General features: G+C 72.7%; 16 protein-coding genes. 8 read left to right on the forward strand and 8 right to left on the reverse strand.

The window, feature by feature from the left end:
• Nucleotides 1-151 precede the first annotated feature (151 nt).
• Together ACJ5H2_RS10905 and ACJ5H2_RS10910 are read left to right on the forward strand one after the other, a co-directional pair.
• Complete coding sequence (locus tag ACJ5H2_RS10905; protein WP_408895403.1) at nt 152-847, forward strand: maleylpyruvate isomerase family mycothiol-dependent enzyme; 696 nt, start codon at nt 152-154, stop codon at nt 845-847.
• A complete protein-coding gene (locus ACJ5H2_RS10910; RefSeq protein ID WP_408895404.1) occupies nt 844-1,515 on the forward strand; it encodes an MBL fold metallo-hydrolase in 672 nt (223 codons plus the stop codon). Before ACJ5H2_RS10905 ends, ACJ5H2_RS10910 begins: the two co-directional genes overlap by 4 nt.
• Here ACJ5H2_RS10910 and ACJ5H2_RS10915 read toward each other — a convergent pair whose 3' ends face one another.
• Nucleotides 1,516-2,841 carry a hypothetical protein gene (locus tag ACJ5H2_RS10915; RefSeq protein ID WP_408895405.1) on the reverse strand — a complete coding sequence of 442 codons (1,326 nt, stop codon included), beginning with the start codon at nt 2,839-2,841 and terminating at the stop codon, nt 1,516-1,518. It abuts the gene before it with no gap.
• 416 nt (nt 2,842-3,257) lie between these two features.
• Here ACJ5H2_RS10915 and ACJ5H2_RS10920 point away from each other — a divergent pair, with 416 nt between their 5' ends.
• Nucleotides 3,258-3,797, forward strand: a complete 540-nt coding sequence (locus ACJ5H2_RS10920; protein WP_408895406.1) for an NUDIX hydrolase — start codon at nt 3,258-3,260, stop codon at nt 3,795-3,797.
• Here the strand turns inward: ACJ5H2_RS10920 and ACJ5H2_RS10925 are convergent.
• Complete coding sequence (locus ACJ5H2_RS10925) at nt 3,781-4,389, reverse strand: DNA-3-methyladenine glycosylase I (protein ID WP_408895407.1); 609 nt, start codon at nt 4,387-4,389, stop codon at nt 3,781-3,783. The two genes, ACJ5H2_RS10920 and ACJ5H2_RS10925, sit on opposite strands and share 17 nt — an antisense overlap.
• A gap of 45 nt (nt 4,390-4,434) precedes the next feature.
• Here ACJ5H2_RS10925 and ACJ5H2_RS10930 point away from each other — a divergent pair, with 45 nt between their 5' ends.
• Nucleotides 4,435-6,375, forward strand: a complete 1,941-nt coding sequence (locus tag ACJ5H2_RS10930) for a GMC family oxidoreductase N-terminal domain-containing protein (RefSeq protein WP_408895408.1) — start codon at nt 4,435-4,437, stop codon at nt 6,373-6,375.
• A gap of 88 nt (nt 6,376-6,463) precedes the next feature.
• Complete coding sequence (locus tag ACJ5H2_RS10935) at nt 6,464-6,862, forward strand: hypothetical protein (protein ID WP_408895409.1); 399 nt, start codon at nt 6,464-6,466, stop codon at nt 6,860-6,862.
• A gap of 84 nt (nt 6,863-6,946) precedes the next feature.
• Here the strand turns inward: ACJ5H2_RS10935 and ACJ5H2_RS10940 are convergent, their stop codons facing one another.
• The 3 genes from ACJ5H2_RS10940 to ACJ5H2_RS10950 are packed head-to-tail and all read right to left on the reverse strand — an operon-like array spanning nt 6,947 to nt 9,547.
• The gene (locus ACJ5H2_RS10940) at nt 6,947-8,044 is read right to left on the reverse strand and encodes a 2Fe-2S iron-sulfur cluster-binding protein (RefSeq protein WP_408895410.1); all 1,098 of its coding nucleotides are present in this window, start codon (nt 8,042-8,044) and stop codon (nt 6,947-6,949) included.
• Between the two features lie 26 nt (nt 8,045-8,070).
• Nucleotides 8,071-8,373: a hypothetical protein gene (locus ACJ5H2_RS10945; protein ID WP_408895411.1), complete on the reverse strand. Its 303-nt coding sequence runs from the start codon at nt 8,371-8,373 to the stop codon at nt 8,071-8,073.
• A 16-nt stretch (nt 8,374-8,389) separates the two neighbouring features.
• Nucleotides 8,390-9,547, reverse strand: coding sequence for a Rieske 2Fe-2S domain-containing protein (locus tag ACJ5H2_RS10950; protein ID WP_408895412.1), 1,158 nt, complete (start codon nt 9,545-9,547; stop codon nt 8,390-8,392).
• 61 nt (nt 9,548-9,608) lie between these two features.
• Here ACJ5H2_RS10950 and ACJ5H2_RS10955 point away from each other — a divergent pair, with 61 nt between their 5' ends.
• Genes ACJ5H2_RS10955 through ACJ5H2_RS10965 form a run of 3 tightly spaced genes read left to right on the forward strand, consistent with a single transcriptional unit; the run spans nt 9,609 to nt 13,392 of the window.
• Nucleotides 9,609-10,796, forward strand: coding sequence for an acyl-CoA dehydrogenase family protein (locus ACJ5H2_RS10955; protein WP_408895413.1), 1,188 nt, complete (start codon nt 9,609-9,611; stop codon nt 10,794-10,796).
• A gap of 56 nt (nt 10,797-10,852) precedes the next feature.
• On the forward strand, nt 10,853-11,890 hold the full coding sequence (locus tag ACJ5H2_RS10960) for an acyl-CoA dehydrogenase family protein (protein WP_408895414.1): 1,038 nt from the start codon (nt 10,853-10,855) through the stop codon (nt 11,888-11,890).
• A complete protein-coding gene (locus ACJ5H2_RS10965) occupies nt 11,887-13,392 on the forward strand; it encodes an AMP-binding protein (protein ID WP_408895415.1) in 1,506 nt (501 codons plus the stop codon). Before ACJ5H2_RS10960 ends, ACJ5H2_RS10965 begins: the two co-directional genes overlap by 4 nt.
• Nucleotides 13,393-13,398: 6 nt before the next feature.
• Here ACJ5H2_RS10965 and ACJ5H2_RS10970 read toward each other — a convergent pair whose 3' ends face one another.
• The 3 genes from ACJ5H2_RS10970 to ACJ5H2_RS10980 form a co-directional block, all read right to left on the reverse strand.
• On the reverse strand, nt 13,399-14,898 hold the full coding sequence (locus ACJ5H2_RS10970; protein WP_408895416.1) for an LVIVD repeat-containing protein: 1,500 nt from the start codon (nt 14,896-14,898) through the stop codon (nt 13,399-13,401).
• Nucleotides 14,899-14,996: 98 nt separating this feature from the next.
• Nucleotides 14,997-15,650 carry an SDR family oxidoreductase gene (locus tag ACJ5H2_RS10975; protein WP_408895417.1) on the reverse strand — a complete coding sequence of 218 codons (654 nt, stop codon included), beginning with the start codon at nt 15,648-15,650 and terminating at the stop codon, nt 14,997-14,999.
• Nucleotides 15,651-15,675: 25 nt separating this feature from the next.
• Entirely contained in the window at nt 15,676-16,782 is a 1,107-nt protein-coding gene (locus tag ACJ5H2_RS10980; RefSeq protein WP_408895418.1) for an NAD(P)H-dependent flavin oxidoreductase, read from the reverse strand.
• Nucleotides 16,783-16,784: the final 2 nt, after the last annotated feature.

Raw genomic sequence — 16,784 nt, forward strand, 5'->3', positions numbered from 1 at the left:
CTCGTCGAGACCTTCGAACAAGTGTTCGCTATCGTACGCGCGCAGGCAAGTCGCGGCGCGCAGGCAACAGCCTCTCACCCGCCGCCGACAGTCACCTCCCGGAGCCGACCGCCGGCGACCGAGCGGTACCCGCTCCCGGCATGATGGGGCCGTGACCTCTCTCACCGCCGCTCTCCCCGCCGCGACCGATCGGCTCCTCGCGACCGCCCGCTCCCTGTCCGAGGCGGATTGGGCCGCCCCGTCCCTGTGTGCCGGGTGGTCCCGCTCGCACGTCCTGGCCCACCTCGCCCTCAACGCCGAGGGCCTGGCCGGCGTGCTGCGCGGCATCCGTGACGGCCGGCCGACCACCATGTATGCGTCCGACGAGGCGCGCGACGGCGACATCGACGCCCTGGCCGCCGAGGCGCCGGCCGTCGTGCTCGACCGGCTCGTGGCCGGGTGCGCGGCGCTCGCCGACGTGGCCGCGGTCGCCGACGGGCTCGCGCCGGGCACCACCTTCGAGCGCACCCCGGGCGGCCGGTCGATGCCCGCGGACGCCGTACCGTCGCTGCGGCTGCGGGAGGTCGAGATCCACCACGCCGACCTCGATGCCGGCTACGGGCCTGCCGACTGGCCGCGCCCGACCGCCGTCGCGTTCCTCGGCGACGACGCGCGCCGGTACGAAGGCCCGGGCTTCCACGTGACTGCGACCGACGAGCCCGCACGGTGGGCGTTCGGCTCCCCCGCTGCCGACGCCCCCACCGTGAGCGGTCCCGTCGGCGCCCTCGCCTGGTGGGCGAGCGGACGGCAGCCGTCGGCCGACGTGGCAAGCTCGACCGGAACGCTGCCGAGCCTGGAGGGACGATGAGCTACACCGGAGAGGTCAGCGTCGGTGGCCCGGCCGATGTCCGCGAGCTGGAGCGGCTGACGATCACGAAGGTCGCGGTCGACGAGAAGATGTCGAACAACTGCTATCTCCTGCGCTGCAAGGAGTCCGGCGCGCAGCTGCTCATCGACGCCGCCGCGTCGGCCGAGACCCTGCTCCCCCTGGTCGGCGACGCCGGGCTCGAGCGCATCGTCACGACCCACCAGCACTGGGACCACCACCGCGCGCTGGCCGACGTCGTCGCGCGGACCAAGGCCGTGGTGGTCGCCGGCGAGCCGGACGCGGACGCCATCACCGAGCAGACCGGCGTGACCGTCGACCAGCGGGTGGGCGACGGCGACGAGGTCCGCGTCGGCCACTGCTCGCTCGAGGTCATCCGGGTCACCGGCCACACGCCGGGCTCGATCTGCCTGCTCTACCGTGACCCCAGCGGGCACCCGCACCTGTTCACCGGCGACTCGCTCTTCCCCGGGGGTGTCGGCAACACCTTCGGCGACGCGGACGCGTTCGCGACGCTGATCGACGACGTCGAGACCAAGCTGTTCGGCACGCTGCCGGACGACACGTGGTTCTACCCGGGGCATGGGAACGACTCACAGCTGGGCGCCGAGCGCCCCCATCTCGCGGAGTGGCGCGCGCGGGGCTGGTGATCAGGCGGCGTACTGGCCGGCCAGCTCGACGGCGTGCTCGGTGAGGAGGTGGTACTCGGCCTGGGTGAGGGTGGTGGTGCCGGTCGTGGTGACGAGGCGGTAGAGGCCGTGGGGTGTTCCCCAGACCCATCGGTCGGGGCCGAGCTGCAGGACGGTGTAGCCGAGGTGGGTCTTGGCGCGGTGGTGGTGGCGGGTGAGGGGGGTGTCGTTGTGGTCCCCGGTCTGGCCGGGTGGGCCGTGCCGGTCGTAGGGCACGGTGTGGTCGTGGTCGGGGGCGCGGCCGTGGGTGGTGAAGAGGCTGGTGGCGTGGGGGAAGACGTCGCCGAGGGTGCGGAGCTCGACCCGGTGCCGGACGTCGGTGGGGTGCTCGTAGCCGTTGACGCAGCGGCCGGCGTGGAGGTCGACGACCGGGATGAGCGTGACGGCGGTGTGGCGGGCGAGGAGCTCGCGGACCTGGGACAGCAGTCGCGGGCCCAGGCCCTCGACCCGAGCGACGGGTCCGAAGGCTCCGGCCTCGCCGAGGGAGAGGTGGACGACGAGCTCAGCGCTCGCGCCGTCGGGACGGCGCGGGCTGTCGTGCTCGCTCGGGTCGTCGGCGTCCATCTTGTCGGCGTCTGTCTTGTGGGCGTCGGTGTCGTCGAGCGAGCCGAGGAAGGTGAGGACGGCGGCGGGGTCGGCGAGCATGGCGAAGGCCTCGGCACGCCAGTGGTCCATCGACGGCGGCGGCTGGTCGTCGGCCTCGTCGATGCGGGCGAACACGGTGGCGATGCCGGCGGTGTTGGCCTGCGGGTCGTCGTCGACCTGGGAGCCGGGCCGCGGTGCGGGGTACCACACGCCCCTGCGCTCGCGGTTGGCCGCGATCCGCTCCGCGTGCGCGGCCTGGTCGGCCTCGACGACCTTGGCCTCGGCGATCGCGAGGATCCGCGACGGCGCCTCGTCGAGCGCGGCGCCGACCGCGGCGTCGACGATCCGGACCTGCTCGACACCGAGCCGCCGCGACATCCGGGCGACCTTGCGCACCACCCACGGCTCGCACCGGGCGTCCCTCACCCCGGCCCACACCGTCGGCAGCCGGTGGCGCAGGTCGAAGGCGTCCGCGAGGGCGCTGCGGGTCGCGGCCACGCTCTCGTGGCGCGCGACGGCCATCTCCACCAACGCCAGGTCGACCACCCGCGGGGTGCCCTCCCCGCCCAGGCTGACCAGCCGCGGCCCGCCGTGGCGCACCGGAACCGCGCCGGGCTCGTCCTGCGGGTCACCGGAGTGCAGATCGGCCCACGCCAACAACAGCTCCAGGCGCCGTACGTCGAGCAGCCGGCCCTCCCGCACGCACCCCCTCCTCGGAGGCGCGCAGCAGCTGCTGCGGCGAGGCATCCGAGAGGTCCGAGATCATGGGCACATTCCCCGAATACACGTTCGAACGCCTCTCCCGCACACATCCCTGTGGATGGCCATCGCGTTGGTGGAAGGCGAAGATCGACCCACGGCGACGCCCGACCCGGCAGGCGAGGGGCCTGACTTCGGCGAAGGTAGAGCTGCTGGCCCTCATGGCCTTCCCATCCGAGTGAGCTGTGCCGTGACCCCCAGGGCGAGCGCGTACCCGACGAACGAGCCGTAGACGACGAAGAACACCCAGCCGGCCAGCGGTCCCTGTCCCGCGGCAATCGGCGCCCACCAGTGGGCGTGACCCCGTCCCGACCCCGAGCTGCCCCTGAGCCGGGGCCGCCCCTGACAGGATGGGAGGCATGGCAGGAGCGGGAGCGGCGGACGACACCGGGACCGATCCCGGGGAGGAGCAGGTCGCACTGTACGGCGACGACGGACGCCCGACCGGCGAGGTGGTCCCCCGCTCGGTGATGCGGGCGCGCAACCTGCGGCACGCGGCGACGCTCGTGGTCGTGCGCAACAGCGCCGGCGAGGTCTACGTCCATCGCCGCACCGACACCAAGGACGTCTTCCCCGGCCGCTACGACTTCGCCGCCGGCGGGGTGCTCCAGGCCGGCGAGGACCCGTACGACGCCGCGGTCCGCGAGGCCGCCGAGGAGCTGGGGGTCACGGGGGTCAGGATGGAGCCGCTCGGCGAGGCGGACTACGCCGACGAGCACACGGCGTACCACGCCTTCGCCTTCACCTGCGTCTACGACGGCCCGATCGCCTGGCAGCCCGAGGAGGTCGCGTGGGGCGCCTGGGTGAGCATCGCGCGGCTGAGGGAGATGGTCGCGAGCCTGCCGTTCGTCCCGGACACCGTGGCGGTGCTCGGCGATCGGGTCATGTCGGAGGGGTGAAGGCCGCCCGCGCCCGCGCCACCTCGTCGCGGGTCACGCAGCCGTGGACGTGGTCGTTGACCAGGCCCATCGCCTGCATGAAGGCGAACGCGGTCGTCGGGCCGACGAAGCGCCAGCCGCGCCGCTTCAGGTCCTTCGACATCGCGACCGCCGTGGGCGAGGTCGTCAGCGACTGCGGATCGCCCAGCTCGGACAGCGGCGGCTCGAAGGACCAGAAGTACGCCGCCAGCGAGCCGCGCTCCGCGAGCAGGTCCAGGGCCCGGCCCGCGTTGTTGACGACCGCGTCGATCTTGCCGCGGTGTCGCACGATCCGCGCGTCCTGCAGCAGCCGCGCGACATCGCGCTCGTCGTAGCCGGCGACGACCTGCGGGTCGAAGCCGGCGAAGACCTCGCGGAAGGCGGGCCGCTTGACCAGGATCGTGCGCCAGCTGAGTCCGGACTGGAAGCCTTCGAGGCTGACCTTCTCGAAGAGTCGCCGGTCGTCGACGACCGGGAAGCCCCACTCCGTGTCGTGGTAGGCCGGGAACTCCGGCGCGGAGACCGCCCACGGGCAGCGCGGCAGGCCGTCGGGGCCGGGCACGGCAGCACTCATGGCGAGACCCTCCCACGGGCCGCCGACAGACCCTAGGGTCAGGTCATGTCGTTCACTCCACGGCAGGTGCGGGCCATGGGCCTCATCGCCGACACCTTCGCGACCGGAGGCGACGGCGTCCCCGCCCCCACGGAGGTCGGCGCGCACGAGCTGGCCCTGCGGATCGCCGAGGCCAGTCCCCGCCCCGCCGAGCTCCGCCAGCTCCGCGCCCTCCTCGACGCCTGGGACAGCCGCGCCCTGGGACTCACGCTGACCGGCCGGCCCCGGCGGTTCTCCGAGCTGGAGCAGGCCGAGCGCGAGCGGGTCCTCCTGTCCCTCTCGGACTCCCGGGTCGGCGCCAAGCGGCTGCTGTTCCAGGGGCTGAAGACCGCCTCCCTGCTCCCCTACTACATGACCGGGGGCCGGGCGCTGTGGGACGGGCTCGGCTACCCGGGGCCGCTCGGACGCCGTACCGACCCGCCCGCGCCGGTGATCGAGCCGCTGCGGGTCACCCGCGACACCGCGCTGAGCTGCGACGTCGTCGTGGTGGGGTCCGGCGCGGGCGGCGGGACGGCGGCGGGCGTGCTGGCCGCGGCGGGCCTCGACGTCGTCGTCCTGGAGGCGGGCGGGATGCACGACGAGCGCCACTTCGACGGCGGCGAGGAGACCGGCTTCCTCGAGCTCTACGCGCTCAGCCCGCAGACGACGGCGGAGGGCCAGCTGGCCCTGCTGGCCGGACGGGGTCTGGGCGGCGGGACGGTCGTCAACTACACGACCTCCTTCCGCACGCCCGACCACGTGCGCGAGGAGTGGGCCGGGCACGGCGCGCCGCAGTTCGCCACCGAGGAGTACGCAGCCTCCATGGACGCCGTGTGCGCCCGGCTCGGCGTCAACACCGACCATGACAAGGCCGCCCCCCGGGATGCGATCCTCGAGCGCGGCGCCCGCGCGCTGGGCTGGGAGGTCGCCGCGATGCCGCGCAACGTCGTCGGCTGCGACCAGGACGTCGAGTGCGGCCGGTGCGGCATGGGCTGCCGGCTCGGAGCCAAGCAGTCGACCGCCAAGACCTGGCTCGAGGACGCCGCACGCGCGGGTGCCCGGATCTGCACCGGCGTCACCGTGCGCACCGTCACCACGAGCTTCCGCCGCGCGACGGGCGTCGAGGGGCTCACCGCCGAGGGTCACCGGGTGCGCGTGCGCGCCCGCTCGGTCGTGGTCGCCGCCGGCGCCATCCAGACCCCGGCCCTGCTGCAGCGCAGCGGCCTCACGAACCCCAACATCGGCCGTCACCTCCGCCTCCATCCCGCCACCGCCGTGTGGGGACGGATGGACGAGCCGGTCGACGGCTGGGTGGGCGCGATGCAGAGCCGGTACGTCGACGCCATGACCGATCTCGACGGTAACGGCTACGGCGTGCTCTTCGAGACCGCGCCCCTCACCCCCGCCTTCGGCACCGGCTTCGTCAACTGGCGCGGCGCCGCCGACTTCCGTCGCCGCATGGTGGAGCTGCGCCACACCCTGGGCGTCGCCGTGATCGTCCGCGACCGCGACCCCGGCGGGACGGTCCTGGTCGACCGGCGCGGCGAGCCGGTCGTGCGCTACCGGCTCTCGCCCCGCGACACCGACCATCTCGTGCAGGGCCTGGTCGGCGGGGCCCGGATCGCCGAGGCCGCCGGCGCCCGCTGGATCGCCTCGACCCACCACCGCACGGTCAGCTACGAGCCCGGCGTCCGCGGGTCGGTCGCGACCTTCGAGCAGGACCTGCGCACGGCGGGCGCCGCTCCCGCCACGCTCGCCCTCGCCGCGCTCCACATCATGGGCACGGCCCGGATGGGCGGCTCGGCCGGCAGCTCCGCGGTCGACCCGGACGGGCGGACCTGGGAGGTCGAGGGGCTGTACGTCGCCGACGGCTCGTGCTTCCCCACCGCCTCGGGGGTCAACCCGATGATCTCGATCGAGTCCATCGCGCACATGACCGCGACCCGGTTGGCTGCGCGCCTGACCTGAAAATCCGCCGAACTCGTGTAACGCGCGGGCGGCCTGCCGACATGTATCGGGTGACGAACGATTCGACCAACGAAGGAGCGTCATCCCCATGACCATCGCCCGCACCGCCGCCGCGGCGGCCGTCCTCGCCCTGGGCCTGACCGCCGCGCCGCTGACCAGCGCCGTGGCCGACGAGGCTCCCACGACCGACGGTCCGTGCGCCACGCAGCAGGCCCAGCTCGACAAGGCCGAGGCCAAGCTCGAGTCCCTGACCGCCAAGCTCGCCGCCAAGAAGGAGGCGATCGCCGAGGCGAAGGCCGAGGTCAAGGCTGCCGACACCGCGCAGGAGAAGCGCTCGGCCACCGCCGCGCTCGCCACGGCCAAGGAGAAGAAGGCCAAGGTCAAGAAGGCCAAGAAGTTCCAGCTCCAGCGTGTCGCCCACGCTCAGGAGCGTCTCGACAAGTGCCTGGCCGCCAACCCGGCGCCGGCGCCCGCCCCGGCCGCCTGAGCCGAGGCCACCGAGACCAACGGCCGCCGGCTGCATCCTAGGGGGGTGCAGCCGGGGGCCGTTGTCGTTTCCCCGGCCGGCGCGCTAGGAGTAGCTGACCTTGACCGTGTCGGTGATCGGCACCGACTGGCAGCCGAGCCGAATGCCGTCCTCGAGGTCGTCCTTGTCGAGGACGTCGTTGTAGAGCATCTTCACGTCGCCCTCGATGAGCCGGATGGCGCACGCGGAGCACTCGCCCTCGCGGCACGAGTAGGGCGCCTTGACGCCCTTGGACTCCAGGAAGTCGAGGAGCTTGGTCCGGGGGTCCCAGTCGTCGAAGGTGAACTCCTCACCGTCGAGCTCGACCTCCACCTTGACCGGCCCCGCGGGCGCGTCGGCGAAGACGTCCGCCCCCGGCCCGTCGTCGTCGGACTCGGCGAGGGCGATCTCCGCCTCGGCCGCCTGGAGCTCCTCGACGTCACCGAAGGGGTTGCCGCCGAGGGAGACGAACTTCTCCTGGTGGCGCAGGCTGCGGGGGACCTCGAGCTCCTTGAGCACCGTGGTGACCATCTTCATGAACGGGGCGGGCCCGCACACGAAGGAGTCGAAGCCGCCGTACTGGCCGGCGAACGCCTTCAGCTGCGCCTCGGTCGGCAGGCCCTGGACGGACTCCAGCCAGTGGATCACCTGGAGTCGCTCGGGATGCTCGGCGGCCAGCCGGCTCAGCTCGTCGGCGAAGATGACGGACCGTTCGTCGCGGTTGGCGTAGAACACGACGATCCGCCCCTTGCCGTGGGCGAGGGCGGTGCGGGTGATCGACATGATCGGGGTCACTCCGGAGCCGCCGGCGAAGAGCAGCAGGTCGGCGTCGAGCGAGGCCGGCGTGAAGATGCCCGACGGCGGCAGGACCCGGAGGGTGTCGCCGACGGACAGGTTGTCGCAGATCCAGTTGGACGCGTAGCCGTCGGCGGTGCGCTTGACGGTCACGGTCAGCGGCCCCCCGTCGTGCGGGCTGCTGGAGAGTGAGTAGCAGCGGGCGGCGATCCCGGTCCGGTCGCTCGGCACGGCGACGGTCAGGAACTGGCCGGGCTTGTAGTCGAACTTCTCCTCCGCGCCCGCGGGCACGGCGAAGCTGATCGACTTGGCGTCGGCGGTCTCCTCGACCACACCGACGACGTCCAGCACGAAGGACTCGATGTCCACGGGACTCCCCTACGAATGAAGATGGCTCAGTAGCCGTCGTACGCGCCGACCGGGACGGCTCCGGCCCGGACGGCGTCGTCGATGCTAGCCATCAGCCGCGTGCACGGCTCGTGCACGTCCCGTCCGCCGGGACGCTGGTCGCGGCGCACGAACTCCTGGCAGGCTGCGCGGGCCTCCGCGCTCCATTGCACGGAGGTCTGGTGGTCGCTGTTCTTCTTGACGCGGACCCGGGCCAGGCAGTCCAGGCAGGCGACGTCGACCAGCCGCTCCTCGGTGTAGCGCCGCAGGTCCGCGAGGGTCTCCTCGCTGGTCGGCACGAAGGATGCCATCGCCGGTCGTCCGTCCTCAGGCGTCCGCGGACGCGGCGGCCTCGGCCGAAGCGCGCTTGGCGAGGTTCTCGGCGACCTCGGCGTGCCAGTACTCGTTGGCCTTGGTGGTGTCGACCTCGAACTCGAAGCGGTCGGTCATCTCCGGCTTGATGTCGGCGACGTCGACGTAGAACTGCTCGTACCACCGGCGCAGCTGGTAGACCGGGCCGTCCTCCTCGCACAGCAGCGGGTTCTGCACGGCCACCTTGTTCTCCCAGATGGCGACGTCCTGGAGGAAGCCGTCGCCGAAGGACTCGGTGTAGCGCTCGGCGATGTAGGCGCAGGTCTTCTCGTCCAGGCCCTCGGGCTTGCGCACGCTGATGCCGTACTGCAGCGTGAACGACTCCGGCCCGGTCGGGATGTGGCAGTTGATGAGGATGACCTCGGTGATGAAGCCCTTGTAGTCGACCTCGAGCCAGTTGATCATGTACGCCGGCCCGTAGTAGGTCGCGACCGACTTGAGGGTGGAGTTCTCGTCGCCGTACCCGCCGCCGGAGGTGTCCGGACGGCCCTTCGACTCCATGAACTGGGTCGCGGTGTGACCGTCGAAGATGTTGCGGAAGCTGGTCGGGAACGCGAAGTGCACGTAGTAGAAGTGCGCCATGTCCGCGACGTTGTCGATCAGCTCGCGGCAGTGCGAGCCGTTGATCTCGCGGGTGTGCCACGACCAGGGCGTGTAGGCGTCCGTCATCACGTCCGGCAGCTCGGGCGGCAGGATGTCGTGGTCGGCCGCGGAGCCCTCGGGGTCGTGCCAGATCAGCAGCTGGCCGTTGCGCACGACCGTCTCGTAGCGCTGGGTCCGCGCGCGCAGCGGCACCCGGCGCGCGTAGGGGATCTCCTTGCACTTGCCGTCGCCGCCCCAGCGCCAGTCGTGGAAGGGGCACGCGATGTGGTCGCCCTTCACCTCGCCCTGGGTCAGGTCGCCCCCCATGTGGCGGCAGTAGCCGTCGAGCACGTTGAGCTCGCCGTCCGCTCCCTGCCACACGACCAGCTTGGTGCCGAACCCGTGCACGGCGTGGGGCTTGCCGTCGGCGAAGTCCGAGGCCAGGCCCAGGCAGTGCCAGCCCCGCGCGTAGCGGATCGGCAGCGTGCCCTGGTCGAGAGTGCGCGCTACGGAGGTCGGGGTGGCGGTCATGTAGAACACGTTACAGTTTTGCCGCTAGGCTGACAACAACCCAGCCCTCCGAGGAGACCCGATGCACATCGACCTGGAGCCGCAGCAGGTGGCGCTGCGCGAGGAGCTCCGCGCGTACTTCGCCGAGCTCGTCACCCCCGAGATCCGCGCCGGCCTGGCTTCGGCCACCGGCGAGTTCGGCGAGGCGGGCGTCTACAAGGACGTCATCCGCCAGATCGGCCGCGACGGCTGGCTCGGGATCGGCTGGCCCAAGGAGTACGGCGGGCAGGCGCGCTCGATGGTCGAGCAGCTGATCTTCACCGACGCCGCCGCGATCGCGGGCGTGCCGATCCCCTATCTCACGCTCAACACCGTGGGCCCGACGATCATGCGCTTCGGCAGCCAGGAGCAGAAGGACTACTTCCTGCCGCGGATCCTGGCCGGTGAGCTGCACTTCTCGATCGGCTACTCCGAGCCCGGCTCCGGGACCGACCTCGCCTCGCTCCAGACGAAGGCGACGCTCGAGGGAGACGAGTGGGTCATCAACGGCCAGAAGATGTGGACCTCGCTGATCCAGTACGCCGACTGGCTGTGGCTGGCGTGCCGCACCGAGCCCGACGCGCCCCGGCACAAGGGGCTCTCGATGATCCTGGTGCCGGCCGACGCGCCCGGCGTGTCCTACACGCCCGTGCACACGGTCGCGGGGGTCGGCACGTCGGCGACGTACTACTCCGACGTCCGGGTCCCCGCCTCCAACCTGGTGAGCGAGCGTGGCGGCGGGTGGGCGCTGATGACCAACCAGCTCAACCACGAGCGGGTGGCGCTGACCTCGGCCGCGCCCCTGCAGCACTCGCTGACCCTGGTCAAGGACTGGGCGGCGCAGACGCGCAACCCGGACGGCTCCCGGGTCATCGACACCGAGTGGGTGCAGATCGCGCTGGGCCGTGCGCACGCCCGGATCGAGGCGCTCACGCTCATCAACTGGAAGCTGGCCGCGGACGCCGACCACGGCGTCCCGCTGTCGCCAGCGGAGGCGTCGGCCACCAAGATCTACGGCTCCGAGCTCGCCACCGAGGTCTACCGCTCGCTGATGGAGGTCGTCGGCCCCCATGCCGGCATCACCGGCGACTCCCCCGGCGCCGTGCTCGCCGGCCGGTTGGAGCGCTTCCACCGCTCGTCGCTCGTGATGACCTTCGGCGGCGGCACCAACGAGATCCAGCGCGACATCATCGGCTACGTCGGCCTCGGGCTGCCCGCCGCCAAGCGCTAGCCCGATTTCGAGGCTCGCTGCGCTCACACCTCAATCACCGAGTTCTAGGACAAAGCATGGACTTCCTCTTCACCCCCGAGCAGGACGAGGCCGCCGAGCTGGCGGCGCGGATCCTGGCCGACAAGACGACCACCGCGCGGCTCAAGGAGGTCGAGGCGGGCGGTGACCGCTTCGACCGGGCGCTGTGGGGCGACCTCGACGACGCCGGCCTGCTGAGCCTGCACCTGCCCGAGGACCAGGGCGGAGCCGGGCTCGGGCTCGTCGAGCTGGCCCGCGTCCTCGTCGAGGTGGGCAGGCGGGTCGCCCCCGTCCCGCTCGCCGTGCACGGCGCCTGCACCGCGCTGCTCGCGGAGCACGGCGTGGCCGTGGACGGCGGACTGTACGCCGCCGCGGTGGCGGAGGAGCGCGCGCACCTGCCCGCCGTACCGGTCGTGACGGCCGACGCCTCCGGCGCCCTCACCGGGACCAAGACCCTCGTGCGCGCCGGGATGGCGGCCGACGCGCTGCTCGTCACCGCGAGCGGGCCCGACGGGGTCGGCGTCTACCTCGCCGACGCCACGGCGCCGGAGCGTCAGGCCCAGCACACCAGCGACGGCGACGTCGCCGCCCTCGTCACCTTCGACGCCACGCCCTCGACGCGGGTCGGCGGAGCCGACGCCGCCGAGCGGCTCGGCCAGCTGCTGGTCGCCCTCGCCGCCGCCGAGCAGCTCGGGGTCACCGAGGGCGCGCTGCGCCTGACGGCGGACTACGCGAAGACGCGCGAGCAGTTCGGCCGTCCGATCGGCACCTTCCAGGCGGTGTCGCAGCGCCTCGCGGACGGCTTCATCGACGTCCTCGGCCAGCGGCTCACGCTCTGGCAGGCGGTCTGGCGTCTCCAGGAGCGGCTCCCGGCCGCGACCGAGGTGGCCACCGCCAAGCTCTGGGCCGCCGACGCGGGCCACCGGATCGCGCACACCACGGTGCACGTCCACGGCGGCGTCGGCATCGACCTCGACGGGGAGGCCCACCGCTACTTCACCAGCGGGAAGCGCTTCGAGTTCCTCTTCGGCGGCGCGACGGAGCAGGCGCTGGCGATCGGCCGCAGCTTCGCATGACGGTCCGCGCTCTGCTCCTCGCCCGCGCGCAGGACGAGCGTCCGGCGCTGCGGTGGCGGGAGGAGGGCGCGGTCCGCGAGATCTCGTGGCGTCAGTACGTCGCCGCGGCGAGCCGGCTGGCGGTGGGGATCGAGCGCGGCCTCGACCCGCGTCGTCCGCCCCACGTGGGCGTGCTGCTGCCCAACGGCCCGGCCTTCGCGTTGCATCTCGCCGCCGCCGGCCTGGGCGGGCACGTCCTGGTGGGCCTGAACACCACCCGCCGCGGCGCCGCGCTGGACGCGGACATCGCGAAGGCGGACTGCCAGGTCGTCGTCGATGCGCCGGACCTGGCCCTGGCAGCGCTCGACGGCACCGACGCGGTGCGGCCTCCCGACGCGGAGCCCACGCCCGGGACACTGTTCATGCTGATCTTCACCAGCGGCACGAGCGGCTCGCCGAAGGCGGTGCGCGTCACCCACGAGAAGGTCACCGGTCCGGGCACCCATCTCGTGGCGCGCCTCGGGTTGAGTGCCGACGACGTGCACTACATCGCGATGCCGCTGTTCCACTCCAACGCCGTGATGGCCGGGTGGGCACCCGCCCTCACCACCGGCGCCACCTTCGCGGTGGCCGGCTTCTCCGCTCGCGGGTTCCTGGCCGACGTACGGGACTTCGGGGCGACCTACGCCAACTACGTCGGCAAGCCGCTCACGTACGTGCTTGCGACCCCCGAGCGGCCGAACGACGCGGACAACCCGCTACGGCTGGTGTTCGGCAACGAGGCGAACGAGGCCGACATCGCGGCGTTCGCGGAGCGCTTCGGCTGCGAGGTCGTCGACTCGTACTCGTCGACCGAGAACGCGGTGATCGTGCAGCGGCGCCCCGGCATGCCGGCCGGCAGCCTGGGGATGCCGCTGCCCGGCGTCGAGGTCCGGGACCCGGCGACCGGGCGGGTGACCGAGGACGCCGTGTTCGACGCCACCGGGCGGCTCGCCAACCCCGACCAGGCCGTCGGCGAGCTCGTCAACACCACAGGGGCGGGGGCCTTCGCCGGCTACTACAACGACGACGCCGCCGAGGCGGAGCGGATGCGCGGCGGCATGTACTGGTCGGGCGACCTGGCCTACCGCGACGCGCAGGGCTGGGTGTACTTCGCCGGCCGCACGGGCGAGTGGCTGCGCGTCGACGGCGAGAACCTCGCCACGGCGCCGATCGAGCGCGTTCTCCTGCGGCACCCGGCGGTCGCCGAGGCGGCGGTCTACGCGGTCCCGGACGAGCGGGTCGGCGACCAGGTGGCCTGCGCCGTGGTGCTACGCGGAGCGCTCACGCCGGGCGGTCTGGAGGAGTTCCTGGCAGCCCAGGAGGATCTCTCGGCGAAGGCCTGGCCCCGGTTCGTGCGGGTCGTCGACGACCTGCCGCGCACCGCGACCAACAAGGTCCTCAAGCGGGCGCTGGCGGCCGAGGGCGTGCCCGCCCCCGGCACGGCCTGGGTGCGGGCCGAGCGCGGGACGTCGTACTCCTGACCTGGCTCAGCGCCCCGGCAGCAGCGCCGCCGCGGGACCGCGGAGGCCGACCGCGAAGAAGCCCTCGTCCATGTCGGTGTACCAGACCTGGCCGCGCGCGATGTCCCAGGCGGGCTGGGACAGCGCCGACGCGCCGTTGGGACCGGGCTGGTTGAAGTAGCCGACCTCGCGCGGCCGGGTGACGTCGGAGATGTCGAACAGGCGCAGGCCGGACCCGATCATCGAGCAGCCGGCGATCCGCGGGTCGTCCCGCGTCGGCAGCGAGCAGTAGTGCCCGGTGTAGCTGCGGACGATGGCGCGGGCACCGGGGTCGTCGAGGACCTCCCCGCGCACGAGCGGGTCGTGGACCTCCAGGCGCACGTTCGACACGACGACGGGCGCGCGCGGGTCCGTGACGTCGATGATCCGGGCGGCGCCGACCGGGCTGCGCGGGGAGTTGATCCGCGAGAAGTCGCCGAACAGGTCGCTGAACTCGTCCACCTCGAAGACGTACTGGCGCCCTCCGCGGGTGAACGGCTCGGCCACCTGCGGGATGGACGACTCCTCCCAGGTCAGCCGGGAGAGCGTCCGGATCGCCGGGTCGGCGCGCCGGTCCTGGATGTCGGAGACGTCGAGGATGTCGAGCCCAGCGCCCTGCAGCAGGCCACCGGTGAGGATGCTCGGGCTGCCGATGTTGGCGACGTACATCGTGCGGCCGTCGTCGGACAGGCGCAGGCCGTGGTAGACCACGCCGGTCTTGGTGTGCAGGACCCGCGGCCGGCGCGGGTCGGCGAGGTCGACGGCGGTCAGCGTGAACCCGGCGGCGCCCGCGGTCCAGAAGGTGCGCCCGTCGGGCGAGAACCCGCTCTCGTGGCCCATCACTCCCGACAGGGTGGTCGACATCAGCCGCGGCCGACGGCAGTCCTGGCTGATGTCGTAGACGTCGAGCACACCCGGCGCCGTTGCGAGGGTGCCCATGACCGCCGCGAGGAGCCCGCGCTCCTCGTTGACGAGCAGGGACTCGTGCGGCTGCAGCATGGCCGGCGTGATCAGGTTCGCCGTCTTCACCGGGTGCGCCGGGTCGGTCATGTCCAGGACCACGACGCCCAGCCCGGCGCCGCCGGTGAGCAGGCCCGGGAGGTTGAGGCCCACCATGAGGGCGGAGTCGTAGTAGGCACAGGTGCGCCCGGTGACGTCGGTGTAGCGCTGCACCTTGTAGCCGCCGGAGCCGAGCTGGGAGCGCTTGCCGTGGTGGCCGACCTGCGCGGTGTTGCAGGTGTAGCCCTGCAGTGCCCGGCCCGAGGCGTAGTCCGCCGCGGGAACGCGTCCCTGGGTCGCGCCCTCGGTGAGGTCGCCCGGCGCGCAGGACGCCTCCGGCACGCCGCCGAGGGAGAGGTCGGCCTGGGACGAACCTGCCGTGACGACCGCGCCAGCCAGCACCAGCGCCGCCGCGAGGCAGGCCAGGGTGAGCCGGCGCAAGGCCGCCCGCGGGCGTCGTCGGGTGCTCGTCGCCTGCTCGTCCGCCATGCCACTCCCCTGTCAGCGCGTGTTGTCCGGGTCACACCCTGGCATGGGGCCGCGCGGCCGTCGAGGGCTCATCCGGTCTCGGCCTGTCTCAGCCGATCTCAGCCGGCGTACGGGATCTCGGCGCGCCAGGAGCCCTCGTCCTGGTCGATGGCCTTGCGCAGCGCGCGTGCGACGTTATCGGGCGCGAACGGGCCCTCCTTCTTGAGCAGCCCGCGCACGGTCACCGACACGGCACGGATGCCGTCGCCCTTGAGCGTCGCGTCGATGCTGCGCACGAGGTTCTGCACCCCCGCCTTCTGCACGCCGAGCGACGCGGCGCCGAACCACGGCGAGTCCGCGGCCATGCTGCCGGTCACCGTGATCCGGCCGCCCGACCGCATGAACGGACGGGCCGCCTGCACGACGGTGAGGAGCGCACCGACGCCGAGGCGCACGTCCTCGACCAGCTCGTCGGGCGTCAGGCTGAGCGGGTCCTTCTCCCGGTACGCCGAGGGGTTGAAGTGGACCACGTCGAGGTGGCCCAGGTGCTCGGCCATCCGGGTGACGGCCGCGCGGGTCGCGCCGTCGTCGGTCAGGTCCACCACGCTCGACCGGGCCGTCGCCCCGGCCGCCTCGATGTCGGCGCGCAGGCCCCTCAGCACGTCCTCCTCGGCGCCGAGGAGGCCGATGCTGCCGCCCTCCGCGGCGTACAGACGGGCGAGCGAGCCGCTCACCCCTGGGCCGGCTCCGGCGATCAGCACGTTGCGGGTCATGGGCCCAACCTAGTGCTGCCCCGGCTCAGAGACCCGCGATGCCACTCAGCTTCTTGACCGTGTCCTCGAACTCGGCCACCAGGTCGGCCATCACCTCGGCGACCGGCCGCACAGCGTTCATCCGGCCGACGATCTGGCCGACGGGCATCGAGATGACATCGGGGTCGCCGGAGGCGTTGATCCGGTTGTGGGCGTCGGCCACCAGCAGGTTCTGCAGGGGCATCGGCAGCGGCGCGGGCGCCCCCTCCTCGGCCCATGCCTCGGTCCACTTGGTCTTGAGCAGGCGGGCCGGCTTGCCGGTGTAGATCCGCGTCCGCACGGTGTCGGACGAGGTCGCGCGCAGGAAGGCGGTCTCCCAGCCCTGGTTGGAGGCGAGGTTGCGGTACTCCTCGGTGCCGAGCCAGATCGAGCCGGTCCACACGCCCTGCGCGCCGAGACCGAGGGACGCGGCGATCTGGCGTCCGGAGCCGATCCCGCCGGCGCCGAGCACGGGCACGTCCGGCCCGACCGCGTCGACGATGTCCGGGGTGAGCACCATGCTGGCGATCTCGCCGGTGTGGCCGCCTGCCTCGTAGCCCTGGGCGATGATGATGTCCACGCCGTTGGCGACGTGGCTCTGCGCGTGCTTCGGCGCACCGGCGAGCGCGGCGACCTTGAGACCCGCGGCCTGACACTCGGCGATCACGTCGTTGGGCGGGGTCCCCAGCGCGTTGGCGATGAGCACCGGCCGGTGCTGCAGGGCGACGTCGACGTGCGAGCGGGCCATCGAGTGCAGCCAGCCGAGCACCCCCTCGCGACCCTCGCCCTCCGGCAGCGGCGGGACGCCGAGCTTGAGCAGGGTCTCGTCGACGAACCTCCTGTGCTCGTCGGGGATGTACGACGACAGGTCGGCCGAGGTGCCCTCCGTGGGGACCTTCATCGGCATGACCACGTCGACGCCGTACGGCTTGCCGTCGGTGTTCTCGTCCATCCAGGTCAGCACCCGGTCCAGCTCGTCGGGGTCGTTGAAGCGGACGCAGCCCAGCACACCCAGGCCGCCCGCGCGGGAGACCGCGGCGGCGACGTGCTCGGAGGGGGTGAAGGCGAAGATCGGGTACTCGATGCCGAAGGCATCGCAGAGCGCGGTGTGCATCA

This window comes from Nocardioides pymetrozini, from assembly GCF_046058985.1.
Classification (GTDB): domain Bacteria; phylum Actinomycetota; class Actinomycetes; order Propionibacteriales; family Nocardioidaceae; genus Nocardioides.